This window comes from Pseudomonas sp. GM78 (assembly GCF_000282475.1).
Taxonomy (GTDB): domain Bacteria; phylum Pseudomonadota; class Gammaproteobacteria; order Pseudomonadales; family Pseudomonadaceae; genus Aquipseudomonas.
In genome coordinates this window covers 59,046-80,626 of sequence record NZ_AKJF01000109.1, presented here as the reverse complement: position 1 = coordinate 80,626, position 21,581 = coordinate 59,046, and the positions used below count along the sequence as shown (strand labels likewise).

The window sequence follows — 21,581 nt, the reverse complement described above, 5'->3', positions numbered from 1 at the left end:
TTTTCAGCAGCTCGACCAGGCCGCCGGTTTGATCGGCATTCAGCGCCAGAGGCGGCAGGCCTTCCTCGGCGCGTGCATGTACGTGTCGAACATAGGCTTCGAGCATTGGGGAGTCTCCTGTTGGAGTGAATGGGGGAGCCCAGAATGGAAATAAAAAAGTAGGAGCAGATTCTTTTTCCGACAGAGGAGGGTGACCGCCCGCAACGTCGAAAATGAGGCTGCTCCTACGAAAACTGTAGGAAGCGAATCCGGTCACCCAGCGGGAGAAACCAAATCGACAGCTGCCAAGTGTTGGCTTCCACGACATCAGAAAACACCACCTTTTGTGGGTGGGTCAGCGCTTTCCAGATCGGTTAGTCCCGCTCACCCACCCATAGTGGGCAGGGACGCGGACCCAGTCACTTCGTAACGATAAAAGCTGGTAATGAACCGGTTGCAATTCACTCGCGAAAAAGGCGAGCAGCAACCTCTATAACTGCGGAGAACATGATGTCGAGAAAAGTTTACGTTGCTGGTGTTGGTATGATTCCGTTCGCCAAACCGGGTGCCAGTGGCACTTACATCGAGATGGGCGCTGAGGCCGTAAAATTGGCCCTGAAGGATGCTGGCCTTGACTACGGCCTTGTTCAGCAGGCCTATGCCGGTTATGTCTATGGTGATTCGACCTGCGGCCAGGCAGCCCTCTACCACGTCGGTATGTCAGGAATCCCGATCTTCAACGTCAACAACAACTGCGCTACGGGTTCCAGCGCCCTGTTTCTTGCGCGTCAGGCCGTCGAAAGCGGCGCTGCCGATTGCGTGCTGGCTTTTGGCTTTGAGCAAATGCAGGCCGGCGCCTTGAAAGGTCATTGGGATGATCGTCCCCGAGCTTCGACCCACATGACCCAGGATCTGATTGATGAGTTGACCAGTGACGCCGTCGGCGTGCCGGGCGCCCTCGTGGCCTTTGGGGGGGCGGGTCGTGAACACATGCAAAAATACGGCACCCAGCTGTCCACTTTCGCGGCGATTCGCGCCAAGGCGAGCCGTCACGCAGCGAACAATCCGTTGGCCCTGTTCCGCAAGGTCGTCACGACTGAAGATGTGATGAACGACAAAATGATGTGGCCCGGCGTCATGACTCGCCTTATGGCGTGTCCGCCGACTTGTGGTGGCGCCGCGGCGATCATCTGCTCTGAGGAGTTTGCACGCAAACACGGGCTTCGTACTGATGTCGTGATTCTGGCGCAGGCTCAGACCACTGATCGTCCAGTATGCTTTGAGGCACGGTCGATGATCGAAGTCGTAGGTTTCAATATGGCGCAACGCGCCGCTGCTGAAGTCTATGAGAAGTCCGGGGTCGATCCGGCGGATATCCGTGTTGTAGAACTGCATGACTGCTTTGCGCACAATGAATTGCTCACCTACGAGGCACTGGGATTGTGTAGTGTAGGTGGTGCAGAGCAATTCATTCTGGATGGCCAGAACACCTATGGTGGCCAGGTAGTGACGAACCCGTCCGGCGGTCTGCTGTCCAAAGGGCACCCGCTTGGCGCTACGGGCCTGGCGCAATGTTATGAACTGACACATCAGCTGCGCGGTACCGCCAACGCACGTCAGGTTGAGGGCGTTAACATTGCCCTGCAGCACAACCTGGGCCTGGGTGGCACCTGTGTTGTCACGTTGTACGGGCGCAACTGACGCGTCAACTGCGCGCCCGTGATGGCGCGCATTTCCACCTATTAGCCGTACGTAGTAATGGGGATGTAACGCTAGCGGTGAAGCAGGAAAACTATCCAAAAAAAGGGGAGCCTCAAGGCTCCCCTTTTTTTTACTTACCGATGCGCTTGAGTTCCGCTGGCGTGAAGTTTGACTTGGACAATTGCTCGTTCCAGATCCATTTGGTTTTGGTACCATTGCTGATGTTGTTGACCGCATAACGTCCAGCAATCAAGTCGTAGGTGGCCTCACCGGCGAAGTAGGTAAGTTCTGCATCATGGTAGGGAGCCAGGTATTCTTCCTGGAGACGCCACAGCTCACCGCGGCTATCGTAGATGTCAGAGACAGAGAGTGACGGAGATTTCTTGCTCATGCTTATCTCGAAACCTTCATAGTTAGATATGTATGTACGACTGACTCAGCGGATAACAAATCAATTGCAGCATTTTAGTCGTCAATCATTGAGCTGAAAACCGGTTCGACAAGATCCCTCGAGAGCAGTTCTCGGTCCTCCTCAATTCTCCCGGCTAGGATCATGTCATTAACCGTAGGAAAATGACGTAGTAAGTGTTTAGCATCAGATCGCAGTCGATCGAGCAGCGCTTTGTCAGAAATTGCAATTGAAAGCTTACGCGTCTACGGGATCGCACGAGAACGCTCCCTGAGTATTTGTCATAAAGTAGCACACACAGGAGAAGGCACACAGGCAGTCTCACCCAAAGCGGCACGCCGTCCATCTGCAACGCAACGCCGGGCAAGACCATTTTTTCTGGTGACTGAGATTGGCCTAGCACCGTGAAACCAAACGAGTGATTAGTCTCTGACGATGCTTATCAAACGATTGCGCTTGGATTTATCTGAAGAATCAGTTCTTCTTGCGTGCTGGAGAGTTTCACTTTTACCGAATGCCATCCGTTTGAGTTTCAAATTTTGATCACAGAAGGGTCAGCGGAGGTCGAACTCAGCACGAAAAGTTTCAAATTGGCGGAGTCGCAAGAAGTGGACGGTAGGGAAACGGAGAGGATGTGCTATTTAACATAATATACATTATGCGTAGTGATCTATCCTGACGTGGGAGCGTCTGCCGGCCAGATTTAATCCTGCCAGAACAGCTCTCGGAAGTAATCTCTTTTCATTTTGAGAACTAAATCCCTAGCGTGGGTGCTTCGCTGCCATGAAAAGACTTTACTTCTGCAGGCTTCAGAGCTCATTCCGTGCGGCCCATGCGACCTTTTGTTCCTGAACCTTCTACTGCGCAGAAATACTTGTGCTGGAGATCAAGCCATCAGTTCGCAGAAGTAACGTGTAAAAAAATGGGAAGTAATTGTGTAAATCGAGCCATTCGCCTCATGTTCACGGATGCTTACAGATAACTGTCCGGCAATCATCTGCGCGCTACAGGCTCTGGCACAGCCTTTGCGGCCGCTATCGTGCCCGATTTTACGTCATGAGCAGCGAATCCAGAAATGTCACCCTTGATCGGCTGATCATGCACCGTATGCGAATTCGCCTATTCGTTTGATTTGAGTAATTTTTTGGAGACAGCTTGTTCGTTTACGGTATTACTGACATTGCAGCGCCCACTTACTAGCACGACGCTGTGTGAAATCTGCAGCGTTCAGCATGGAGTTGGTGCACGGATTTCAAGGCCTGCCATTCGCGGAAATGAACAGTCCCGGCTGATTTACATTCCGATAGTCCGTAGAGCTACTGTGGCCACCAGCTTCCCTGGGAGCTGCTCCAGGATTTGGTTTATTGAAAAGCTCAATAACGTGCACTGGTCCTCGGCCTGTCCCCGACCCAAAACCGCATCCACATGTCCGGCCTCATCACGTAGGCCCAGAAGCGCGGTTGCCGTTGTAAACCTGTTTTTTGATCTGTTAACCACTGTAGTTAACAGATCAAAAAACAGGTTTACAGGATGCTAGAGATCTACGCTTTTCAAGCCAGCAAGAAAGCTCTTAGCTGAGAGCTCCATGCTGGTGATACGTGTGCTTTCGAAACCATCGATTGCAAACCGGTACTTTAGGTCTCTTCAAGGCGCAAATTGGTAACTCGAAAACTACAACTCAACTAAACATCTATTTAGTTGAGCTAAGTTTGGATAGATTTTAATCGCATTGAAGCATTGTGCAACAGCGAAAACCGCCCTCGCCCTTCTTATTCATTACTGAAATACCAAACGCCCGATGCGGTGCATCAGGCGTTTGGTTGTATCGGTGTAACTCTAAACAATTAGCGCAGTGGCAGGTCCTTGGTTTCTGGCATGCGCAAATAGACCCCGGCACTGATGGCGCTGATCACCGTCAGGTAGATCCAGAACAAGTGCCCATAGCCCCATCCGGCCATCGCGGCCATCGCGGCCATCGCGGCCATAAGATACGGTGCGGTTCCGCCACACAGTGTCACTGATAATGCGTACGGCACGGCTATACCGGGGTGCTCTCGCTAAAAAAATGTCGGCATTGCGTAACCCTTGTAGCTATTCATCCTTATCACTCTCTCGCAAGTCATCCTTATCACGCTCTCGTAAGAGCCAGCAGACGATGCCGAGCACCAGGGTGGCAAATCCTAGTGCGGCAATGGTGAGCGCAGGAGTAGCGGCAGAATCGAGAATAACGAACTTCCGGCTGAGCGCCAGCAAGGCGATCAACAGCACTGTGCGAACCTGAACGATGCTGTTGCGTCGTAGGGCCGGGCGTACAATCGAATGCTTAAACTCCAGGGCTATCAGCACGGTGAAGATTGAACCAAAGAGGGCCTGGAAAACATCGTGATCTAGAGGGTCAATCGCACCACCGATCACCAACGGCACAACCCTGCGACAGAGCTGCAGTAGCGCCATCATGATCACAGACGCGATGATGAGACTGAGCGCAAGAACAACCAATTGTTCGAAACGTTCGTACGCATTCATCAGCGCCCACTGAAGTCTGAAATTTTTCAGCGTCGAGTTGCACTCACGCCCTTCAGAATCAGGCTTTGGCACGATAATCCTCCACACTTGCGTCTTCAGTCTGCCGGGCTCATCCAGGCATTTGAGGATCCAGTAGATCATTGCACGTCGTGATCAACAGGCCCGCTCCCAGGTTACGTGAGTGTGTTGAGGCTAAGTCCCAGTCTCCGCAACAGGTGCCAGATCATCTGGCTGGTCTGGAGGACTACCCTTTTCGGCGGTCTTTGGCGCATCCACCTCCACCTTATTGAAGACCACTTCGCTACGCTCCTTGTCGTAACCCAACTCAACGCTGTCGCCGGCTTGCAGCTTGTCAGCGAGCATTTCCTTCGCAAGCCGCGTTTCGACGGCCTGGCGAATCTGACGTTTCAACTCACGCGCGCCAAACTCAGGCTGATAACCAACATCCGCCAGATGATCAATGAGTGAGTCAGCAATTTTCACTGTGATGTTCTGTGCAGATGCGGTTCGAATGACCCGATCAAGCTGAATACTCACAATCGATCGGATGTTGTCACGGGTAAGGGCATGGAACACGATGATGTCATCAATACGGTTCAGGAATTCGGGACGAAAATGCCCTTTCAGGACTCCCATCAATTCATCACGTAACGCTTTATCCGTAAGGCGTTCATCTTCTGGGCGCTCAAGATTCTCCATGATCACGGGAGAGCCCAGGTTGCTGGTGGCAATGATGATCGTATTGCTGAAATCCACGACACGTCCCTTGCCGTCCGTGAGACGCCCATCGTCGAATACCTGCAGCAATACGTTGTTCACGTCGGGATGCGCCTTCTCGATCTCGTCGAGCAGAATCACACTGTAGGGCTTGCGGCGGACACGCTCTGTCAACTGCCCGCCTTCGTCGTATCCCACGTAACCGGGTGGCGCACCGATCAACCGGGCAACCGCATGACGCTCCATGTACTCCGACATATCAATACGAATGATCGATTGCTCGTCACCGAACACCGTTTCTGCCAACGCTTTGGCAAGTTCGGTTTTGCCGACGCCCGTAGGGCCAAGAAAGAGAAACGTGGCAATCGGTCTGTTGGCCTGGCCAAGGCCGGCTCGAGACAAACGAACGGCATCGCTGACCGCGCGAACAGCATCTTCCTGCCCGACCAGCCGATCACGCAGCGTGTCTTCCATATTCATCAGCTTTTGACGCTCCTCCTGCGTAAGCTCGGTCACAGGAATACCGGTGAGACGGGACAGCACCTCGGCAATCGACTCGAGGGTCACCTCAAGGGTTTCGGAACCTGTCTTGCGCTCCCAGGCTTCTGTTTCCTCTCCCAGTTGCGCTTGTTTTTGACCAATGCGCTCTTCGAAGCCTTTGGATTCATCAAAACGTTTACGGGAGGATGCATAGTCCTGTTCACGTTTGAGTTGGGTGATTTCGGCTTCCAGCTCCTGAATGCCAGCCGGCCTCGAGGAGGAACTGATTCGAACGCGGGCCGCTGCCTGATCGATGAGGTCAATGGCCTTATCCGGCAGATAGCGCGAGGTGATGTAACGATCCGACAGCTCTGCTGCCGCCACAAATGCTTCATCGGCGAATGTGACCTGATGGTGAGCCTCAAGTTTGTCGCGCAGCCCACGCAGGATAATGATGGTCTGTTCGACGGTGGGCTCGGCTATCAGCACAGGCTGAAAACGTCGTTCAAGCGCTGCGTCTTTTTCGATGTGCTTTTGATACTCATTGAGTGTCGTCGCACCGATCAAACTGAGCTCCCCGCGCGCCAATGCGGGTTTCAGCACGTTGGCAATGTCCAGGCCGCCCTCCTCACCACCCTGCCCCGCACCGACGATCGTATGTAACTCATCGATGAACAGAATAAGCTCCGAGCTTTTTGCGGCGACTTCATCAAGCAATTGCTTGGCTCGCTCCTCAAATTCACCACGATATTTGGAGCCTGCAACCATTGAGTTCAGATTGACTTCAACAAGCCGTCTGCCACGCAAGATCTCAGGGACATCGCCCTTCACTATTCGTTGTGCAAGCCCTTCGACGATGGCGGTTTTACCGACGCCAGGTTCGCCGATAAGAACTGGATTGTTCTTTCTGCGCCGCGCCAGCACCTCAATGGTATTTTCGATTTCCTGCGCGCGCCCCAGTACGGGATCGAGTTTGCCCTCACGAGCCAGTGACGTCAGGTCGCGACCGAACTTGTCGAGTGTCGGTGTTCCCGTCGGGGTATCGACTCGCCCATCCTCAGCGCCCTTACCCACTACCTTGACCACCTTCTGCCGCAAGGCTTCAGGCGTTACGCCGTATTTTTTAAGCAATGTCCCGGCAATACTGTCTGGTACAGAGGCAAGCCCGATCAACAGATGCTCCGGGCCAACGTACGAATGTCCTAAATCACGAGACGCCTGGAACGCAGAATTGAACACTTTCTTCAACCGGGGCGAAATGCTCATCCGGTCCACCGGTGACTGGTCCTGCGCCGTGCCTTTCTGAGCATGTTGATCGATGTAGCCTTTGATCTCGTCCGCAGAAAGCTTCAGCTCCTTGAGCAACGCCGTACCCACATCGGTATCCGCCAGCACATACAACAAGTGCTCGGTATCGAGCTCGCTACGGTTGAGCTCATGGGCTTTCTCACCCGCGCGTTGCAGGATTTCCAGCGTCTGGGAACTGAATGCATCGGTTGCATCGACAGATTCACGAGGCACTTGCGCAGAGAGCCTGAGGTCATCGCCCCCCTGATCCTTTGCTCCGCCCATGCTGTCGAAAAAGCGAGACACTCCCCCGCCCAGCAGAGAATCGAATGGATTCAACATGCTTTGATGGCGTAAGAGTTGACGGTAATCGTGGTCGCAAATCGACATTGTCCTGGCTTGGCCATTTTGCGATACGGTCACTCGCGCGACCGCTGGTCTCGCATTACATATTTCACAGAGAGTAGCCATGATGAGTTGTCTCCAAAGATGGATAACACGGACTCATTCAGATGGATCTACGTACCCGCAAACGGTGCTCAAGAAATAGGGGCATGAGATCCGCAGTACGCTGACCTTGGTCAGGAAGACGATTACGTGGGAGGGAATGGCAGACTCGGCAGACGACGCCATCCATTAAAGATAGTCGGATCTCATCAAAACACGCTATGGGCGACCCAGGATACCGACGAACGACGTCTGATAAATTCGTGCTCAAAAATACCGCCAGTCGTAAACCACCAACTCATCAGCAAATGAGGCTAGGGAATCACCAGTGATCGAGCAACGCTTCGATGTCGGGATTCGCGGGGGGAATCGATCAGCAATGAGAGGACCGGGCGATTACGGTGAAGGCGGATGGGCAACAGAATTAGCGCGAGGCCTTGCTGTGGAAACCGAAAATGCGTTCAGCGACTACGGCAAGCGACAATAGCGACTATAGTCATTGGTGAGCCAGAGCGAATCCTGCCGTTGCGCTACCCACATGGCCCTCAATCCAAATACCGCGAAAACACGGCGAACGTCGTCGTGCTTCTTGACGCGGATCGTGAACGTTTCGCTGCCGAAAACACTCAGGCTCAGGCTGAGATCGAGGCATCGTTGCCTTAATAAATCCCTTGATGGTGGATGGAGTTATCCCGCCGGGAAAGTCGTATCCCCCCTGAGTAGATCCCACCCACCTATCTATCAGGGCTCAAGCAATGAACACTTCAGAATTGGATGTTGCAAAAGAAACGAATGACGACCTGGTTCAGGGACCGCTGTCAGCCGGCACTGTCGCGCCCGACTTCACTCTGTACGCAACCCCTGATCAGCAGTTGTCGCTACGCGAGCTAAAGGGAAATCCCGTGATACTGGCGTTTTATCCCGCAGACTGGACTTCGGTTTGTGGCGACCAACTGACCTTGTACAACCAGTTGCTACCCACATTCAGAGAATACGGTGCGACGCTACTGGGTATCTCGGTTGACAGCGCTTGGTGTCATCAGGCCTTTTCCAAAGATCGGAATTTTCACTTCAGCCTGCTCGCCGATTTTGAGCCCAAAGGGGCTGTGGCTCGACAGTATGGAGCGTACGACTCCCACCTGGGAGTTTGTAAGCGGGCGCTGTTCGTGATTGACAAGGAGGGAGTGATCGCCTGGAGCTACATCTCACCGATGGCAATCAACCCTGGGGCGGACGGCATTCTGGATGCGCTGGATGCTCTGGCGAGTTCGCCCCAAAGCGCGCCAACCAAAAATTAGCAGGTGATCACATGGCCACTCTCAAAGTCCCGGTAAGTGCCAACGACCATCGCCAAGGAAGTGGGCATGCCAAAGTCACCTTGGTGGAATTTGGCGACTATGAATGTCCCTACTGCGGTTTAGCGTATTGGGTCGTCAAAAAGCTACAGCAGCATTTTCGCGATGATCTGCAGTTTGTGTTCCGTAACTTTCCACTGACCACCGCTCACCCGCATGCGATGGGTGCAGCCGTCACCGCTGAGTATGCCGGGAGTCGAGGATTCTTCTGGGAGGCTCACGACGAATTGTATGAAAATCAGGATCGATTGGGCCTGCCGCTGTTTCGGGCCATCGCTCTAAAACATGGCCTCTCCGACGAAGAACTCTATCTTGCCATGCAAGACGGTACCTACGTACCCAAAATAAAATCCGATTTTAATGGCGGCGTACGGAGCGGCGTGAATGGCACCCCAGCGTTTTACATTGACGGGCTTCGCTATGACGGGGCTCCAGAGTTCACCGAGATGAGTCAGATGATTGAGCTTTCGTTAGTGAGTTGACGAAATCGCTAGATAGTGAATCGCTTGGCATCACCCACACCGTAGCCGAGGGCGAACGTGCCCCATTGCGCAGCGCACCAGGTGTGCATTCGATAATATTTCAATACGGGAGATTGAAGAATCCACGGTGCTGCCAACGATAAGCATCGCTCATAAAGCAGCGGCACGAAAATATCAGCCCAGCGAACCGAGGACATAAAAAATGGCGATGTTAATTTTTGACAACTCGGAAGATTCCATAGTCGAGGCGCGTGTCCTGGTCGAGGCGCTGAATGAATGGTTGGCGGAACAGCAGCCCAGTTGCCCGTTAAGGTCCGCCCGTGCGCAATGTTGCTATCGGCCCGATGGCACGCTGGATTCTGTATTGACCGTACTAACAGACGTGGTGGTGGACTAGGTCAGGTGTTGCACTCAGTTTTTGCGACCGCCGCAAGGTTGACGCCTATACCCGTCCACCCGTTCGCTTATCCGTTAGTTTCCTTCTACATTAAAGAGGTGCACACGGAGCCAGCAGCGAATGAAATCTTTGAAGTATTATGAAAAAAATCGACACGCCACATGGTTAGAGTTGTTTTTTGACCTGATTTTTGTTGTAGCAATTGGCAAGGTTACTCATACTCTCGGACATCTTCATCACGGCCACTTTGAACAGGAGCAATTATGGACATTTTTACTGCTTTTTGTTCCATTATGGTGGATCTGGTCCAGCCACACGATTTACTCAAATAGGTTTGATACAGACAGTAGTCTTCACCGCTTGGCAACATTATTTTTAATGTTGCTGCTCATTGTGCTGTCTGCACGGATTGGGGAAGAATTGGAAGTAAACTATGCGCTTGTTATTGCCTGCTATTTTGGTATACGTGCCATCATCAGCATTATGTACATTTCGTCCATAAATAAATTTGATCACCGTAGCGAATTCTCCTCCAGGCTTGGCTTCGCCCTGTTAGTTAGCGCAGTGATTAGTCTTTCATCCATTCTTTTTGACCCACCTATGCGTTACCTTGTCGCTTACATTGGGATTTTTCTCGACATTCTGCTCCCTTTATTTTCTTGGGGTAAGCTAAAGCCATTACCCGCACATACAGAACACTTGGTTGAACGACTAGGTTTACTCACCCTTATCTTATTGGGCGAGTCGGTAATTAGCCTTTCTGGAGGGTTATCTGACATCCAATGGGATCGTTATAATGTGATGGCGGCAATCACCGGATTTATCATGATTTGCAGTATCTGGTGGATCTATTTTGATAGCTTTTACCTACTGAGCAAAAATGAAAGTAGTATGAGTGGACACTCATTAATCTACTCGCACCTTTTTCTATTTATGGGGCTAGCACTTCTCGCAAATTTGATCAGGCATGCGATCCTAAATGACATTGCAATGCGCGATTTCCAGATTACGTCAATCATCGGCATGGCCTTATTTTTCTTAGGCAAGCAATATGGCTACTTCATAGCGGTACCTAAAATAAGGAAATACATACTACAAAACACCTTGATCGTGTTTTCTCTAGGTGGTTTGGTTATATTCCTACCCCGCGTCGAGTACATATTGGTCGGCCTGACAGTAACCATGATCTGTTATGTTTTATTAAACTTCAGGTATCGTTGAATCTTTAAAGTTGGGCCATATCACGGGTGGATCAGCTATCCGCGCGCACCAAAGACTCAGCAGCTGATTGTCGAGGACTGACGCACTGCGGATCGTGCTGAATGTGGTTAGCTGTTCAAACCCTTCGCCCAGTCGCTATACATCCCTACCAACGAGAAGCGGGTGGTCGCATGGTAAAGCACGGGGGGAAACACCGCGCGGCGGGAGGCCCGCGCCAAGCGGCAAAAACCTAATCAAAGAAGGCCAGGGTGCGAACTTCGATACTCTCGCGCGGCGGGGCTCCCGGCGGCGTATTGGGGTCTTTGAAGGCGGTATGGGGCGTGAAGCGGGCACGGCCGTCGTGACGTGAGTCATACCCCTTGATCAGCAAGACTTCGTCACGGCGCATGTCCGGAAAATAGTACCAGCGCTGTTGCGGATTGTAGGCCAGGTGGTAGATCTCACCGATACGATCCGGATAGACCAAGTCGGTGGCCAGCAGGTCATTGGAGTTGAGTGTCGAGGCGTCCAATACGGCCAGCGGTGAGCGCTTGACGGGCCCGCTCATCGGGCGCCAGAGGTTAATCTGGGCCACCGACACCAGTGTGGCGGCTTGATCCTGACCCAGCACGTCGCGAATACGCTCAGGCCCCGAGCGGTCGGTGTAGTCATTATGCACACGGCTGGCTGGACCGCGAATATCCCGCCGCTCGGCGTCGCTGCGCCTAGTGTGGTCGAAGATGACGACCCGGCTCGCGCCCGTCAACTCCTTGATCAAGGCCTTGACCTCGTCATAGTAGATGCTTTCCACTGAGGTATCGTCGTAGAGATCGTCGACCACCGTATCCCGCCGATGGAGTTCAAACCCCTGCTTGTCCAGAGACAGGCTGTCTGCCAACGGACGACCGTTGTGTATCGTGACCTCGCGCTCCTCCTGCTCAGCAAAATAGTGCGGTTCACTGTTACCGGTCAGCGCCTCGGTATGCACATAGGGCTTCGCATCGTGCTTGACCAGGTAGGTAAGTGTCGTAATGACGCTAGCGGGCGTATCAGTTGTGTGCTTCAAGTAACACCTCCCAGTCTGCTGACCGCTTCAGGCGTGGTGTCACCGTGGCGGAGCTGTAACTTGTACGTAGGCACCTTCCCGCTCAATCGTATGCCTTCGAATGGACACTATCAAATTTAGCCCGAGGTGCATGGCTCCCGACTGGTAAAAAAGGACCACTGTTACCTCGGCATCGACGACCAGCTTGACCATGACTGGCGCGTCGCACTCCGGGTCTGCGCCGATCATGAGCATCCGATATCCCGGCCCGCCCTTTACATTCGTTTGTCTGCCATGACGGGTTCGGACGTTGGTTGAATCAAACTTCCCGCACGACTATCTAGAAAAGCGGAATGCTATAACTCACAAAAACACGATTCTGATCTACGTTACGAGATGCTTCGCTGTTGGACTTGCCGTTACGCCAGCCGAACCCTACGCCTTTGAGCGCTCCGGATTGAAGGACGTAGTCCAGACTAATGTCTCTTTCCCATTCCTTTTGGTTGTTGCCTGAGGTAGTTTTAATATTATCACCGGAGAGGTACATGACAGAGCCTTTCAGGCCAGGGACACCCAGAGCGGCGAAGTCGTAAGCATACTGACCGAAAGCTGTGCGCTCCCCTGCGCGGGTGAAAGTTTGGATAAGGCGGTCTGTATACAAGTACAGGCTTGCTCCACCGGCGCCCTTGTCTACCAGGCTACCCTGGCTGAGTTGAGTGAAGTTGCTGCCATCCGACACACTTTGGTACCCCGCAGTAATCGCGTGGCCACCCAGTGTATAAATCAACGCGGCACTCCAGGTGCGGTTGTCGATCTCTCCACTACCGTCTTTGGTGTAGCCACTCATTCTGTAGCCTGACGTACCGGAGCTATTTGCCCCTGACGAGTCAGTTTTGAAATAGCGCAGGTCGGTTTTTAGGGACTGATTGTCCGAGAGGGCAAGGGTGTGAATTAATCCCATAAAATGCTGCGTATAGTAGTTGTCGAGGCTGGCGTAGTAGTACTGAGCTGTCAGAGCCTTGGTGATGTTCCAATCGCCCCCGGCGAAGTCAAACTGATTGCTTTCCCGCGTACCACCGGCAACGGCCAACCCCGTCTGATCGCTCGAACCACGTCCTGTTGCATGTTCGATACGACCTCCAGTCAAGGTCAGCCCTTTGAACTCGCTCGAGGTGATTTGACCGCCCTCGAAGGTTTGTGGAAGTACGCGCCCATCGTTGGCGACCAGAATTGGGAGTTTCGGAATCAAAGTGCCGTAGCGAAGTTCAGTTTTCGACATTTTGCCTTTTACGGTCAGCCCCAGCCGGCTCCACTCTTCGACGGCACGGTTGTCACCGTCAGAAGGCATCATGCTGCTACCGACATGCCGTCCTTTGCCACTGTCCAAGGTAACTCCCAGCAACCCCAGGCCATCGACACCAAAGCCAACAATTCCATCGGTATAGCCCGATTTGAAGTCCAGCATGAAACCCTGCGCCCATTCTTCGGTTTTGGAAGGTGCGGCAACGCCATCGCGGTTGTCGTTATTGAAGTAGAAGTTTCTCATTCCCAAGGTGGCTTTGCTGTCACTCAGGAAGTCCGCATGCACCTGGGCACTCAGGGTAATACTAAGAAACACCGAACTTGCAGTTATTGTTTTTCCACTCATTTATATAGCGCTCCATTTGTTATTTTAAAGTAATAGAAGCAACGCAAGATTTTCAGGTGCGCGTTTTTTATTATTCTTAATATCCTGCTGAAAACGAGAAATCGACGATGCCTCGCCCCTCCTGCATCAAGTTAATATTGTTAATGCAAGTTCCAAAGTCGCTCATCGCACCTGTTTCTGTTATGCAGCGCGATAGCGTTAGAGCGGATTGTGTGAGAAAGGCGCAGGGAGTGCCTTGCCTGGGGAAATGGAGTTCTGCGTTGCGGTCTGAAAATTTATCTTATCGTCTGAATTTCAGGACTGGGGCCGGACACAATTGTCGGTCGAGTATCCAAAGGCTCAGCGGGCTGACCTGACGACTGTCCTCTCTAGCAACCCGCGGCGCGGCGATCACGACGTCCAAGGCCCAGACTGCGGTGTAATCATCTGCAACAGGTACCGAGACGGACGACGAACATGGCGGTTCCCCGCAATGCCGCCTACGCTTGTTGGATGGTCCCCATGCTTTTGCTCAGGCGATGTATCGGGCCGGAACGATCTAATTTATTTTGACCGTCCGTTCATCGCCAATCCGGGCCTGCCCGCGCGTTTTGCCAGCAACTGTCCCTCACCCGGTCGACCCGATCAGCATGTACGGCGCAACGGGCAAAGATTGCACCCACTACCCCACCTGTCGTTCCCAAGCGACCGATGCCGCAGCACCTCTGGAAACAGGGGCGCTGTTCACGTTCTCCCCATTGAGGAAGATGAGTATGTATCGGCCGAGCACGACTCCTTATCAGGAGCATCGAGGGTTCAGCCGAACCTTCACTCCGGGTCATTTGAGCCTGGGATTGTTCTTTCCTTTGGAGGCCTTCGATGGGGACACTCCGAGTATGCTCAACCAGGTCGCATTGGCCAAACGAGCAGAGGCGCTGGGCTTCTGCGCGCTCTGGTTTCGCGATGTGCCTCTTCGGGACCCTAATTTCGGTGATGTCGGCCAAGTCTTCGACCCCTGGGTATACCTGGGCTATATGGCCGCTCATACGTCGGAGATAGCGCTTGGCACCGCATCCATTGCCATCCCGTTACACCATCCTCTGCACACGGCCAAGGCATCAGCCAGCGTCGATCAGTTGAGCGCAGGTCGCTTGATTCTGGGTGTAGCTTCCGGCGATCGCCCTGTTGAGTTTTCGGCTTTTGGCGTTGATCCCGAAAGGCGCGCAGAAATCTTTCGGGAGCATTACGAGGTGATTCGCAAAGCCCACAGCACCAGCTTCGAGCCCATTCGCTGGAGCGATGGTGAGATGCAGGGCGCAGACCTCATTCCGAAACCCACGACCCAAGTTATTCCAATGCTCGTGACCGGGAATAGTCGCCAGTCACTGGATTGGATCGCGCGCGAAAGCACCGGATGGATCAACTATCCACGCCAACCGAAAATGCAGCGACTGATCGTGGAAGATTGGCGGCTGGAGGTCATGAAGCAATGTGGTTCAGTCTATAAGCCCTTCACTCAGTCGCTTTACATCGACCTCGATGAGAACCCGTCCACGCCGCCCACTCGCATTCATTTGGGGTTCAAACTTGGACACTACCATCTCCGGTTTTTGCTGGAGTCGCTTGAGGAAATCGGAGTGGACCACGTTATCCTGAATCTCAAATACGGAAAGCGCCCTGCTGCGCAAGTCATTGAGGAGCTGGGCACTCACATCGTTCCGCAATTCGGAGTACAGCCGCGTCCTGAAGCGAATTGATCCGCCGGCCGCCTCCACGCCGGCCGAGGTGGTGCGGTTCAACTGGTTGAATCATCAGGCCGATACCTGCTCAAGGAATATCAGTTGCAACGGCTCTTCGAGCAGGTCATGTGCCGTGGCGGCAAAGCGCTGAAAGTAAGGCATCGAAAAATGCGCATCCAGCGCCGTCTGATCCCTGAAAGCCTCGCGCATGTAGAACGTGTCCTGCTCGTCGCGCAGCTTGAACAACACATAATCGAGATTGCCCGGCTCTGCTCGGGTCGGCTCTACCAACGCCAGCAGTTCTTGTTTCAATGCCAGCTCTTTGCCTGCCTTGGCCTTTAGCACGGCAATCGATACCAACACGTTACTGGACGAATTCATCGTCAACGCTCCAACATTGAAAAATGGCAAGTGATGCCGCAGGCGGTTCAGCGGGCCCGCAAGCGACCCGCCTTAAGTGAAATCAGAAACCTTCGAGAACGATCTTGCCCCGGGCCTTGCCGCTCTCGACTAGCGCATGGGCACGACGCATGTTTGCCGCATTGATTGCACCGAAGTGCTCGCCCACAGTGGTTTGCAGAACACCTTGGTCAATCAGAGCGCTGACCCGATTGAGCAGGTGATGCTGGTTGATCATGTCCGGGGTTTCGTACAGCGAGCGGGTGAACATCAGCTCCCAATGCAACGACAGCGACTTGCGCTTGAGCGGCATCACGTCGAGGCTGTCGGGATCGTCAATCACACCCAGACGCCCTTGCGGCTTGAGAACGTCGATCAGTTGTGCAAAGTGCTGTTCGGTGTGAGTCAGGCTGGCGACATAGTCGATCTCCGGCACGCCGAGCGCTTGCAACTGTGCGAGCAGTGGCTGGCTATGATCAATCACGTGATGCGCGCCCAACTGCCGCACCCAATCAGCGGTTTCCTGGCGTGAGGCAGTTCCGATGACGGTAAGGCGGGTCAGCTGTCGTGCCAGTTGCACCAGCATCGAACCGACGCCCCCAGCCGCTCCGGTGATCAACAGGTACTTGCCCTCCCCCGAAGCCTCGACGACACCGAGCCGGTCAAACAACAATTCCCAGGCAGTGATCGAGGTCAACGGCAACGCTGCCGCATCGGCGGCACTCAATGACCGAGGCTTGTGCCCGACGATCCGCTCATCGACCAGATGGAATTCGCTGTAGCTGCCGGTGCGGGCAATCGAGCCGGCATAGAACACTTCATCGCCCGGCTGAAACAACGTCACTTCAGAGCCGATCTCGCGGACAATGCCTGTGGCATCCCAGCCGAGGATTTTCGGTTCTTTTGTGAAAGTTCCGGCGCGCACCTTGGTATCGACCGGATTCACTGACACCGCGCGAACTTCGACCAGCAGATCCCGTGGACCAGGCGTGGGCACCGGGAGGCTGATGTCGATCAATGCGTGTGGATTGTCGATGGGCAAAGCGTGTTCGGTAAAGGTGATGGCTTTCATAAACACTCGCTGTCTGAAGGGTGATGCACTCGTTTGCAGCCATCTTCGACTTCCCAAGTACAAAGAAAAACAAGCAGAATGCGCCAACACTTTCACTGCAGGAGTGAAAATGATCCGCATCGATGATCTCGGTTTATTCATCCGCAGCGCCGCGCTGGGCAGTTTCACCGCAGCGGCGCTGGAGGCTGATCTATTGCCTGGTCAGGTCGCCGCCGCCATCAAACGTCTGGAGCGCGAGCTGGACGTACGCCTGTTCGCCCGCACCACTCGCAGCCTGCGATTGACTGCCGAAGGCGAGCAATATCTGCCCACCGCCCACTCAGTGCTTGAGACCCTGCAGCAAGGCAAGGAAAATTTGCGTGGTAAGAACGCCACGCTGCGGGGCGTCCTGCAGGTGACAGCACCCTCCGATCTGGGGCGCAACATACTGCTGCCGTGGCTGACGCTGTTCCGCCGTCAGCATCCAGAATTGACGTTGCGTTTTTTCCTGTCAGACCAGATGGCCAATCTGTTTCGCGACCCGGTGGACGTGGCGATTCGATACGGCCCGAATGAAGACGCCAACTACGTGGCACTGCCGCTTGCACCGTGGAACCAGCGGGTGCTTGTTGCCTCGCCAGAGTATGTGCAACGCTGCGGTTCTCCCCAAACGCCGGATGACTTGAGCAAGCATCACTGCCTGCTCTATCTGCAAAATGGCCGGGTCTACGACAAGTGGAACCTGGGCGGGCAAACCGTGCAGGTTTCAGGGCCACTGTTCAGCGATGACGCCGATGTCGTGCGACGCTGGTCGTTGGACGGTGAAGGTATCGCCTACAAATCCTGGCTGGATGTCAGTGCCGATATCGCCACTGGGCGCCTGCTTGTGCTGCTGCCGGATTTTCCTGGCGAAGCTTCGCCGTTGAGTCTGGTGTGCCCGCATCGCAAGCAGATCAGCCCTGCGGTTTCCCAGCTTTATACGTGGTTGAGTGGTCAGTTTTCTGCGCTGAAGCGCAGTTGAACCGAATGACGACAATTGATGTAGCGCTGGGCACCGGCATCGTTTGAAAGGGTGACAAAAAATTCAATAGCTTCTCCCTGTCCGTACCGTAAAGGGCCGGCTAACAGTCCTTTCCTTTATAGCAAGTGCATAGGTATGACCTAAATCTTTGGCCAGTTACTTCGGCCACAAAATTCACCTCAAATACAAGTGTTTCAATAGGCCAGCATAACAACCCATCTGATACCATTTTTTTTCGCTCACCTGAGCCTTTTTCGTCAACCAGCATTCTATAAAGTGCAAGCCCGATGTTCTTTAAAACAACAAAAAAGAAGCCAACTTATTTTGGCGCTTGGGCACACTGACGCGCTCAAGAATCCAGACCATCCCAGGATAAACAATAGAACCATGCTTTATCAGAAAGAAATGGGACAAATAACTATTCATTTGATTTGGAGATGGTGCCGTGCGAAAGCTTGGCTTGGGTTTCCTGGTAACGGGCGTTGTAGGGCAACTATCAGCATTATTATGGACGTACACAGCCATAGGACCACTTTGTGAAAACAATGTCGACAATTCATACATCCAGAAAAACGTGACAAAGCTAAAACAGCTCATCGATGACACCGCTAATGAAGTTGTAACAAACCTCACTACGAAATATTCCGACGGGCTCACGCCCCTTGCGGAAAACGAATCCCCCATACCCGACTCAACGGAGGCTCACGCCGCACAGTTTTTGATCGAAAATCCAGACGAATCGCCAGTTTTTTCGCTGCCTTCACTGCCCACACAAGCACGCAATTGGACAATTATCCTTAGCGGCCTGATTGCTTCTACCGGCCTGCTCCTGGTGCTCTTCGCCCGCAAAAAAACCTCTGATCCGCAATGGCACGTCTTTCGCTCCGTTCCTGGGTCGTTAATCACGCTGGAAAGCCCGTGCTTAACGTGCGGTAGCTATATTCTCCACGCTAAAAAAGAAGCTTCAACCACGCCTTCATCCGGCTTGTGGGTGATCGAAATAGCGTTGAACACACCCAGCCGTCATCGCGCCACAAATGCCATTAAGCAACTGGAATTACCGGTAGCGCGTAAAGAAAACAACTTTGTCGTCATCGGCCCGTATAGACAAAAACAAGACGCAGCTCGAGTCGTGAAAGAGTTGAGTGAGAGTCATGGCGTTCGAGGATGGATGATGGCAGGAAATTGACATAGTCCGATTTAGCGCTGGGCCGACCTCGTACAACCCGCCACATTTTTCATGCCACAAGAGAATATTTCATGATCGCAAAAGAATTCAGAGCCGAACACGCTCTGAAGAAATTCCTGGACGCCAACTTATGGCTCCAGCTTGAACTCAGCGAGTTGAACTACAGCCTCGCTGAAAGTTGCGGGCTGTCGCCCCAAGAATATCGCCAGAAATTCCTGCAAGAAGCATTTGAAACAGAAGCAGACGCTCATGACTGCGATTGTTGGGACTTCACTCTCCAATGGGTAGCCAACACTAATGAAGAGCTTGAGTTGATGCGTGAAGAACGCATGAAAGAGATTTATGAGTTTCTGGACGATTAGTCCACTCTATAACTTTCGTAGCCTATACACGCCTCCAATGCTGTAGATAAACGACTAACTTCACCGACGGGAGTATTGCCCAATACCCCGCCCTTCTCTCGATTCAAACCGTCGGATAACAATCCACTACTCGCCGATACTGGCTGGGTGAAGCTCCGATGTGCTGACGGAAAAACCGTGTGAAATGACCTTGCTCGGAGAACCCGAGGTTCTCCGACAACAGGCCCAATGTTCCACTGCGCTCACGCTCAAGCCAGGCAAAAGCCCGGCGCATGCGCGCGTCGTTAAGCAGCAGGGTCGGCGTCATGCCGGTATCTTTCTTGAACAGCGCAAAAAAGTGCGCCCGCGACAGACCACAAGCCCGTGCGGCGTTGTCGATCGGGTTCGGATCATCGAGGTGCTCAAGCAACCAGGCGGTGCCACGGCGCACGCGTGCGTCCCGGAACTCACCTGAGTTCGGCGCACCCAGTAGCGACAAATGCCGCCAGCTGGAAAAGTCCTCGATCAGCTCGATCAGGAAATCAAACAGCATGAATTCCATGCGCTCTTTCGGAACAATCCCGCAGCCATGCGCTTCGGCAACCAGGATGTCAGCCAAGGTGCGATTACGACTCGACAGCTCGATGCACGACTGGGCAAAAAAGTCCGGCCGACCGCTGAGCGCCAGCGACTGCTGGGCAGTGGCCAGCCAGGCGGGCTCGATGTAGAGCGCCAGGATCAGGGTGGCACCGGCATCCGGCTGCGGATCGTAGAAATGCGGCTCCCAGGCGTTGACCAGCACCGCCGTGCGATCGCTGAGCGGTACCCGCCGACCGTTAACGTTGAAGTAAGTGTCTTCGCCAGACACTTTGACCAGCACATGGCATTCGGAATGGGTGTGGGTGACCAGCGAACGATCCATATTCAACAAGGCGACCCGTCCAAACCTGCCGTGGAAAACCCGTTGGGCAATGGACATCAGATTTCTCCGCTCGCATGAAGCGATATCGTTATCGACCTCAATGCATATCATCGGGGCGTCTATCTATTTCTCAACACCGGCGATCGCTCTATGGTTCAGCAAACCACTATCGCGCGCGAATGACCGAGCGTCTACCTCGACTTTCGCAGCCCCCACACTCGTCGGAAAAACCGTCTTACAAGGCATGACGCTCTTTGCCGTGATACACGCGCAGGATATCGGCCACCACCGCCAGGGCGATTTCCGCCGGGGCTTTGCTGCCCAGGTCGAGGCCGATGGGCATGTGCAAACGGGCAATCTGTTCATCCGTGAGACCACCGATGCGCTTGAGCCGCTCGGCGCGTTTGTCCGAGGTTGCCAGGGACCCCATGGCGCCGATGTAAAACGCCGGCGTGTGCACCGCTTCCATCAGTGCCAGATCGTCGATTCGCGGATCGTGAGTCAGCGCCACTACCGCGGTCGCCGCGTGGCAACCTCCGGCGGCAATGAACATTGAGGGCAGCACACGTTGCATCTCCACGCCTTCAAGATGTACATGCAGCATCTCTTCCCGGGGGTCGCAGGCGATAACTTCGCAGCCGATGGCTCGGGCGAAACTGGCGCAAACTTCAGCGACCGGCGAGAGCCCTGCCAGAATCAGGCGTAACGCCGGGCCAACGCTGATGCGCACCCTTTCGTCGTCGACTTGTACCCGTTCGCTGCCGTGGCCCGCGTCCGGATCCAGGCGCAAGGCACCGCTGCTCAGCTCGATATGGCGCTGCAGACGTCGCTGACCGAGTAACGCCGCTTGCAGACTCTCCAGGTGTGCGATCCATTCAAGGCTGGCAGCGCGGTGTTCGACCAGCACTATCAGCACGCCACCACAGGGCAACCTCAGGCGGTGGCGTTGCTCGACGCTGTCGCCATAACTGACGATCTGTGCCGGTTCGCGTAATTCGCCGCGCGCCAGACTTTCGAGAAACTCCTCTTCGACGCAGCCACCCGACAGCGAGCCGACGTGTTCGCCCGAGCCGTTGGTCACCAGCATCGCACCCGGCGCACGCGGCGCCGAGCCATAGGTGGAGAGCACCGTGCACAGCCACTGTGCCTGCCCAGCGCGAGCCCATTGCAGTGCCTGGTCGATCACCTGAACATCGAGATGACGCATGTTTTCTGTACCTCAAGCAAAGCGTGGTGCTGCATGCAGGGTTACGTTTACGGTAACCTG

At 53.9% G+C, this 21,581-nt stretch carries 18 protein-coding genes; 8 read left to right on the top strand and 10 right to left on the bottom strand.

Going from position 1 to position 21,581, the window contains the following annotated elements; all coding sequences use genetic code 11:
• The first annotated feature begins 489 nt into the window (after positions 1-489).
• Positions 490-1,680, top strand: a complete 1,191-nt coding sequence (locus PMI35_RS13225) for a lipid-transfer protein (RefSeq protein ID WP_008061021.1) — start codon at positions 490-492, stop codon at positions 1,678-1,680.
• Positions 1,681-1,810: 130 nt separating this feature from the next.
• Here the strand turns inward: PMI35_RS13225 and PMI35_RS13230 are convergent, their stop codons facing one another.
• From PMI35_RS13230 to PMI35_RS13240, 4 genes are all read right to left on the bottom strand, one after another.
• Positions 1,811-2,071 carry a DUF1329 domain-containing protein gene (locus PMI35_RS13230; RefSeq protein WP_008061020.1) on the bottom strand — a complete coding sequence of 87 codons (261 nt, stop codon included), beginning with the start codon at positions 2,069-2,071 and terminating at the stop codon, positions 1,811-1,813.
• A 1,862-nt stretch (positions 2,072-3,933) separates the two neighbouring features.
• Positions 3,934-4,074 (bottom strand): hypothetical protein, encoded by a 141-nt coding sequence (locus PMI35_RS34960; protein ID WP_008061019.1) that lies wholly within the window; start codon positions 4,072-4,074, stop codon positions 3,934-3,936.
• Positions 4,075-4,180: 106 nt separating this feature from the next.
• Positions 4,181-4,615, bottom strand: coding sequence for a phosphate-starvation-inducible PsiE family protein (locus tag PMI35_RS13235; protein WP_050562625.1), 435 nt, complete (start codon positions 4,613-4,615; stop codon positions 4,181-4,183).
• 192 nt (positions 4,616-4,807) lie between these two features.
• Entirely contained in the window at positions 4,808-7,573 is a 2,766-nt protein-coding gene (locus tag PMI35_RS13240) for an AAA family ATPase (RefSeq protein WP_443200782.1), read from the bottom strand.
• A gap of 728 nt (positions 7,574-8,301) precedes the next feature.
• Here PMI35_RS13240 and PMI35_RS13245 point away from each other — a divergent pair.
• The 3 genes from PMI35_RS13245 to PMI35_RS13260 all read left to right on the top strand — a co-directional run bounded on the left by PMI35_RS13245 (position 8,302) and on the right by PMI35_RS13260 (position 11,001).
• Positions 8,302-8,844 (top strand): redoxin domain-containing protein, encoded by a 543-nt coding sequence (locus PMI35_RS13245; RefSeq protein ID WP_008061013.1) that lies wholly within the window; start codon positions 8,302-8,304, stop codon positions 8,842-8,844.
• Between the two features lie 11 nt (positions 8,845-8,855).
• On the top strand, positions 8,856-9,383 hold the full coding sequence (locus PMI35_RS13250) for a DsbA family protein (protein WP_008061011.1): 528 nt from the start codon (positions 8,856-8,858) through the stop codon (positions 9,381-9,383).
• Between the two features lie 517 nt (positions 9,384-9,900).
• Positions 9,901-11,001, top strand: coding sequence for a low temperature requirement protein A (locus PMI35_RS13260; RefSeq protein ID WP_008061008.1), 1,101 nt, complete (start codon positions 9,901-9,903; stop codon positions 10,999-11,001).
• A 229-nt stretch (positions 11,002-11,230) separates the two neighbouring features.
• Here the strand turns inward: PMI35_RS13260 and PMI35_RS13265 are convergent, their stop codons facing one another.
• Together PMI35_RS13265 and PMI35_RS13275 are read right to left on the bottom strand one after the other, a co-directional pair.
• Positions 11,231-12,046 carry a CmcJ/NvfI family oxidoreductase gene (locus PMI35_RS13265; protein WP_008061002.1) on the bottom strand — a complete coding sequence of 272 codons (816 nt, stop codon included), beginning with the start codon at positions 12,044-12,046 and terminating at the stop codon, positions 11,231-11,233.
• A gap of 319 nt (positions 12,047-12,365) precedes the next feature.
• Positions 12,366-13,673, bottom strand: a complete 1,308-nt coding sequence (locus PMI35_RS13275; protein WP_008061000.1) for an OprD family porin — start codon at positions 13,671-13,673, stop codon at positions 12,366-12,368.
• 752 nt (positions 13,674-14,425) lie between these two features.
• On the opposite strand from PMI35_RS13275, the gene PMI35_RS13280 reads away from it, so the two are divergent.
• The gene (locus tag PMI35_RS13280) at positions 14,426-15,409 is read left to right on the top strand and encodes an LLM class oxidoreductase (protein ID WP_008060999.1); all 984 of its coding nucleotides are present in this window, start codon (positions 14,426-14,428) and stop codon (positions 15,407-15,409) included.
• A 54-nt stretch (positions 15,410-15,463) separates the two neighbouring features.
• On the opposite strand, the gene PMI35_RS13285 is transcribed toward PMI35_RS13280, so the two are convergent.
• Both PMI35_RS13285 and PMI35_RS13290 read right to left on the bottom strand, forming a co-directional pair.
• Positions 15,464-15,772 carry a putative quinol monooxygenase gene (locus tag PMI35_RS13285; RefSeq protein WP_008060998.1) on the bottom strand — a complete coding sequence of 103 codons (309 nt, stop codon included), beginning with the start codon at positions 15,770-15,772 and terminating at the stop codon, positions 15,464-15,466.
• Between the two features lie 82 nt (positions 15,773-15,854).
• A complete protein-coding gene (locus tag PMI35_RS13290) occupies positions 15,855-16,862 on the bottom strand; it encodes a zinc-binding alcohol dehydrogenase family protein (RefSeq protein ID WP_008060997.1) in 1,008 nt (335 codons plus the stop codon).
• Between the two features lie 109 nt (positions 16,863-16,971).
• Between PMI35_RS13290 and PMI35_RS13295 the strand changes: the two genes are divergently transcribed.
• The 3 genes from PMI35_RS13295 (at position 16,972) to PMI35_RS13300 (ending at position 19,413) form a co-directional block, all read left to right on the top strand.
• Entirely contained in the window at positions 16,972-17,862 is an 891-nt protein-coding gene (locus PMI35_RS13295) for a LysR family transcriptional regulator (RefSeq protein ID WP_008060995.1), read from the top strand.
• Between the two features lie 445 nt (positions 17,863-18,307).
• Complete coding sequence (locus PMI35_RS34050) at positions 18,308-19,051, top strand: SPOR domain-containing protein (protein WP_008060993.1); 744 nt, start codon at positions 18,308-18,310, stop codon at positions 19,049-19,051.
• A 71-nt stretch (positions 19,052-19,122) separates the two neighbouring features.
• On the top strand, positions 19,123-19,413 hold the full coding sequence (locus PMI35_RS13300; RefSeq protein WP_008060991.1) for a DUF6388 family protein: 291 nt from the start codon (positions 19,123-19,125) through the stop codon (positions 19,411-19,413).
• Positions 19,414-19,516: 103 nt separating this feature from the next.
• Here the strand turns inward: PMI35_RS13300 and PMI35_RS13305 are convergent, their stop codons facing one another.
• Complete coding sequence (locus PMI35_RS13305) at positions 19,517-20,371, bottom strand: helix-turn-helix transcriptional regulator (protein ID WP_008060989.1); 855 nt, start codon at positions 20,369-20,371, stop codon at positions 19,517-19,519.
• Between the two features lie 178 nt (positions 20,372-20,549).
• Complete coding sequence (locus tag PMI35_RS13310) at positions 20,550-21,521, bottom strand: XdhC family protein (protein WP_008060987.1); 972 nt, start codon at positions 21,519-21,521, stop codon at positions 20,550-20,552.
• Between the last annotated feature and the right edge of the window lie 60 nt (positions 21,522-21,581).

What these genes read in the sequence shown, in the direction of transcription:
- PMI35_RS13260 (WP_008061008.1), top strand. Translation starts at nt 9,901, where the DNA reads ATGAAATCTTTGAAGTATTATGAAAAAAATCGACACGCCACATGGTTA.
- PMI35_RS13235 (WP_050562625.1), bottom strand. Translation starts at nt 4,615, where the DNA reads ATGAATGCGTACGAACGTTTCGAACAATTGGTTGTTCTTGCGCTCAGT.
- PMI35_RS13225 (WP_008061021.1), top strand. Translation starts at nt 490, where the DNA reads ATGTCGAGAAAAGTTTACGTTGCTGGTGTTGGTATGATTCCGTTCGCC.
- PMI35_RS13275 (WP_008061000.1), bottom strand. Translation starts at nt 13,673, where the DNA reads ATGAGTGGAAAAACAATAACTGCAAGTTCGGTGTTTCTTAGTATTACC.
- PMI35_RS13250 (WP_008061011.1), top strand. Translation starts at nt 8,856, where the DNA reads ATGGCCACTCTCAAAGTCCCGGTAAGTGCCAACGACCATCGCCAAGGA.
- PMI35_RS13310 (WP_008060987.1), bottom strand. Translation starts at nt 21,521, where the DNA reads ATGCGTCATCTCGATGTTCAGGTGATCGACCAGGCACTGCAATGGGCT.
- PMI35_RS13280 (WP_008060999.1), top strand. Translation starts at nt 14,426, where the DNA reads ATGTATCGGCCGAGCACGACTCCTTATCAGGAGCATCGAGGGTTCAGC.
- PMI35_RS13290 (WP_008060997.1), bottom strand. Translation starts at nt 16,862, where the DNA reads ATGAAAGCCATCACCTTTACCGAACACGCTTTGCCCATCGACAATCCA.
- PMI35_RS13245 (WP_008061013.1), top strand. Translation starts at nt 8,302, where the DNA reads ATGAACACTTCAGAATTGGATGTTGCAAAAGAAACGAATGACGACCTG.
- PMI35_RS13285 (WP_008060998.1), bottom strand. Translation starts at nt 15,772, where the DNA reads ATGAATTCGTCCAGTAACGTGTTGGTATCGATTGCCGTGCTAAAGGCC.
- PMI35_RS13305 (WP_008060989.1), bottom strand. Translation starts at nt 20,371, where the DNA reads ATGTCCATTGCCCAACGGGTTTTCCACGGCAGGTTTGGACGGGTCGCC.
- PMI35_RS34960 (WP_008061019.1), bottom strand. Translation starts at nt 4,074, where the DNA reads ATGGCCGCGATGGCCGCGATGGCCGCGATGGCCGGATGGGGCTATGGG.
- PMI35_RS13295 (WP_008060995.1), top strand. Translation starts at nt 16,972, where the DNA reads ATGATCCGCATCGATGATCTCGGTTTATTCATCCGCAGCGCCGCGCTG.
- PMI35_RS13300 (WP_008060991.1), top strand. Translation starts at nt 19,123, where the DNA reads ATGATCGCAAAAGAATTCAGAGCCGAACACGCTCTGAAGAAATTCCTG.
- PMI35_RS13230 (WP_008061020.1), bottom strand. Translation starts at nt 2,071, where the DNA reads ATGAGCAAGAAATCTCCGTCACTCTCTGTCTCTGACATCTACGATAGC.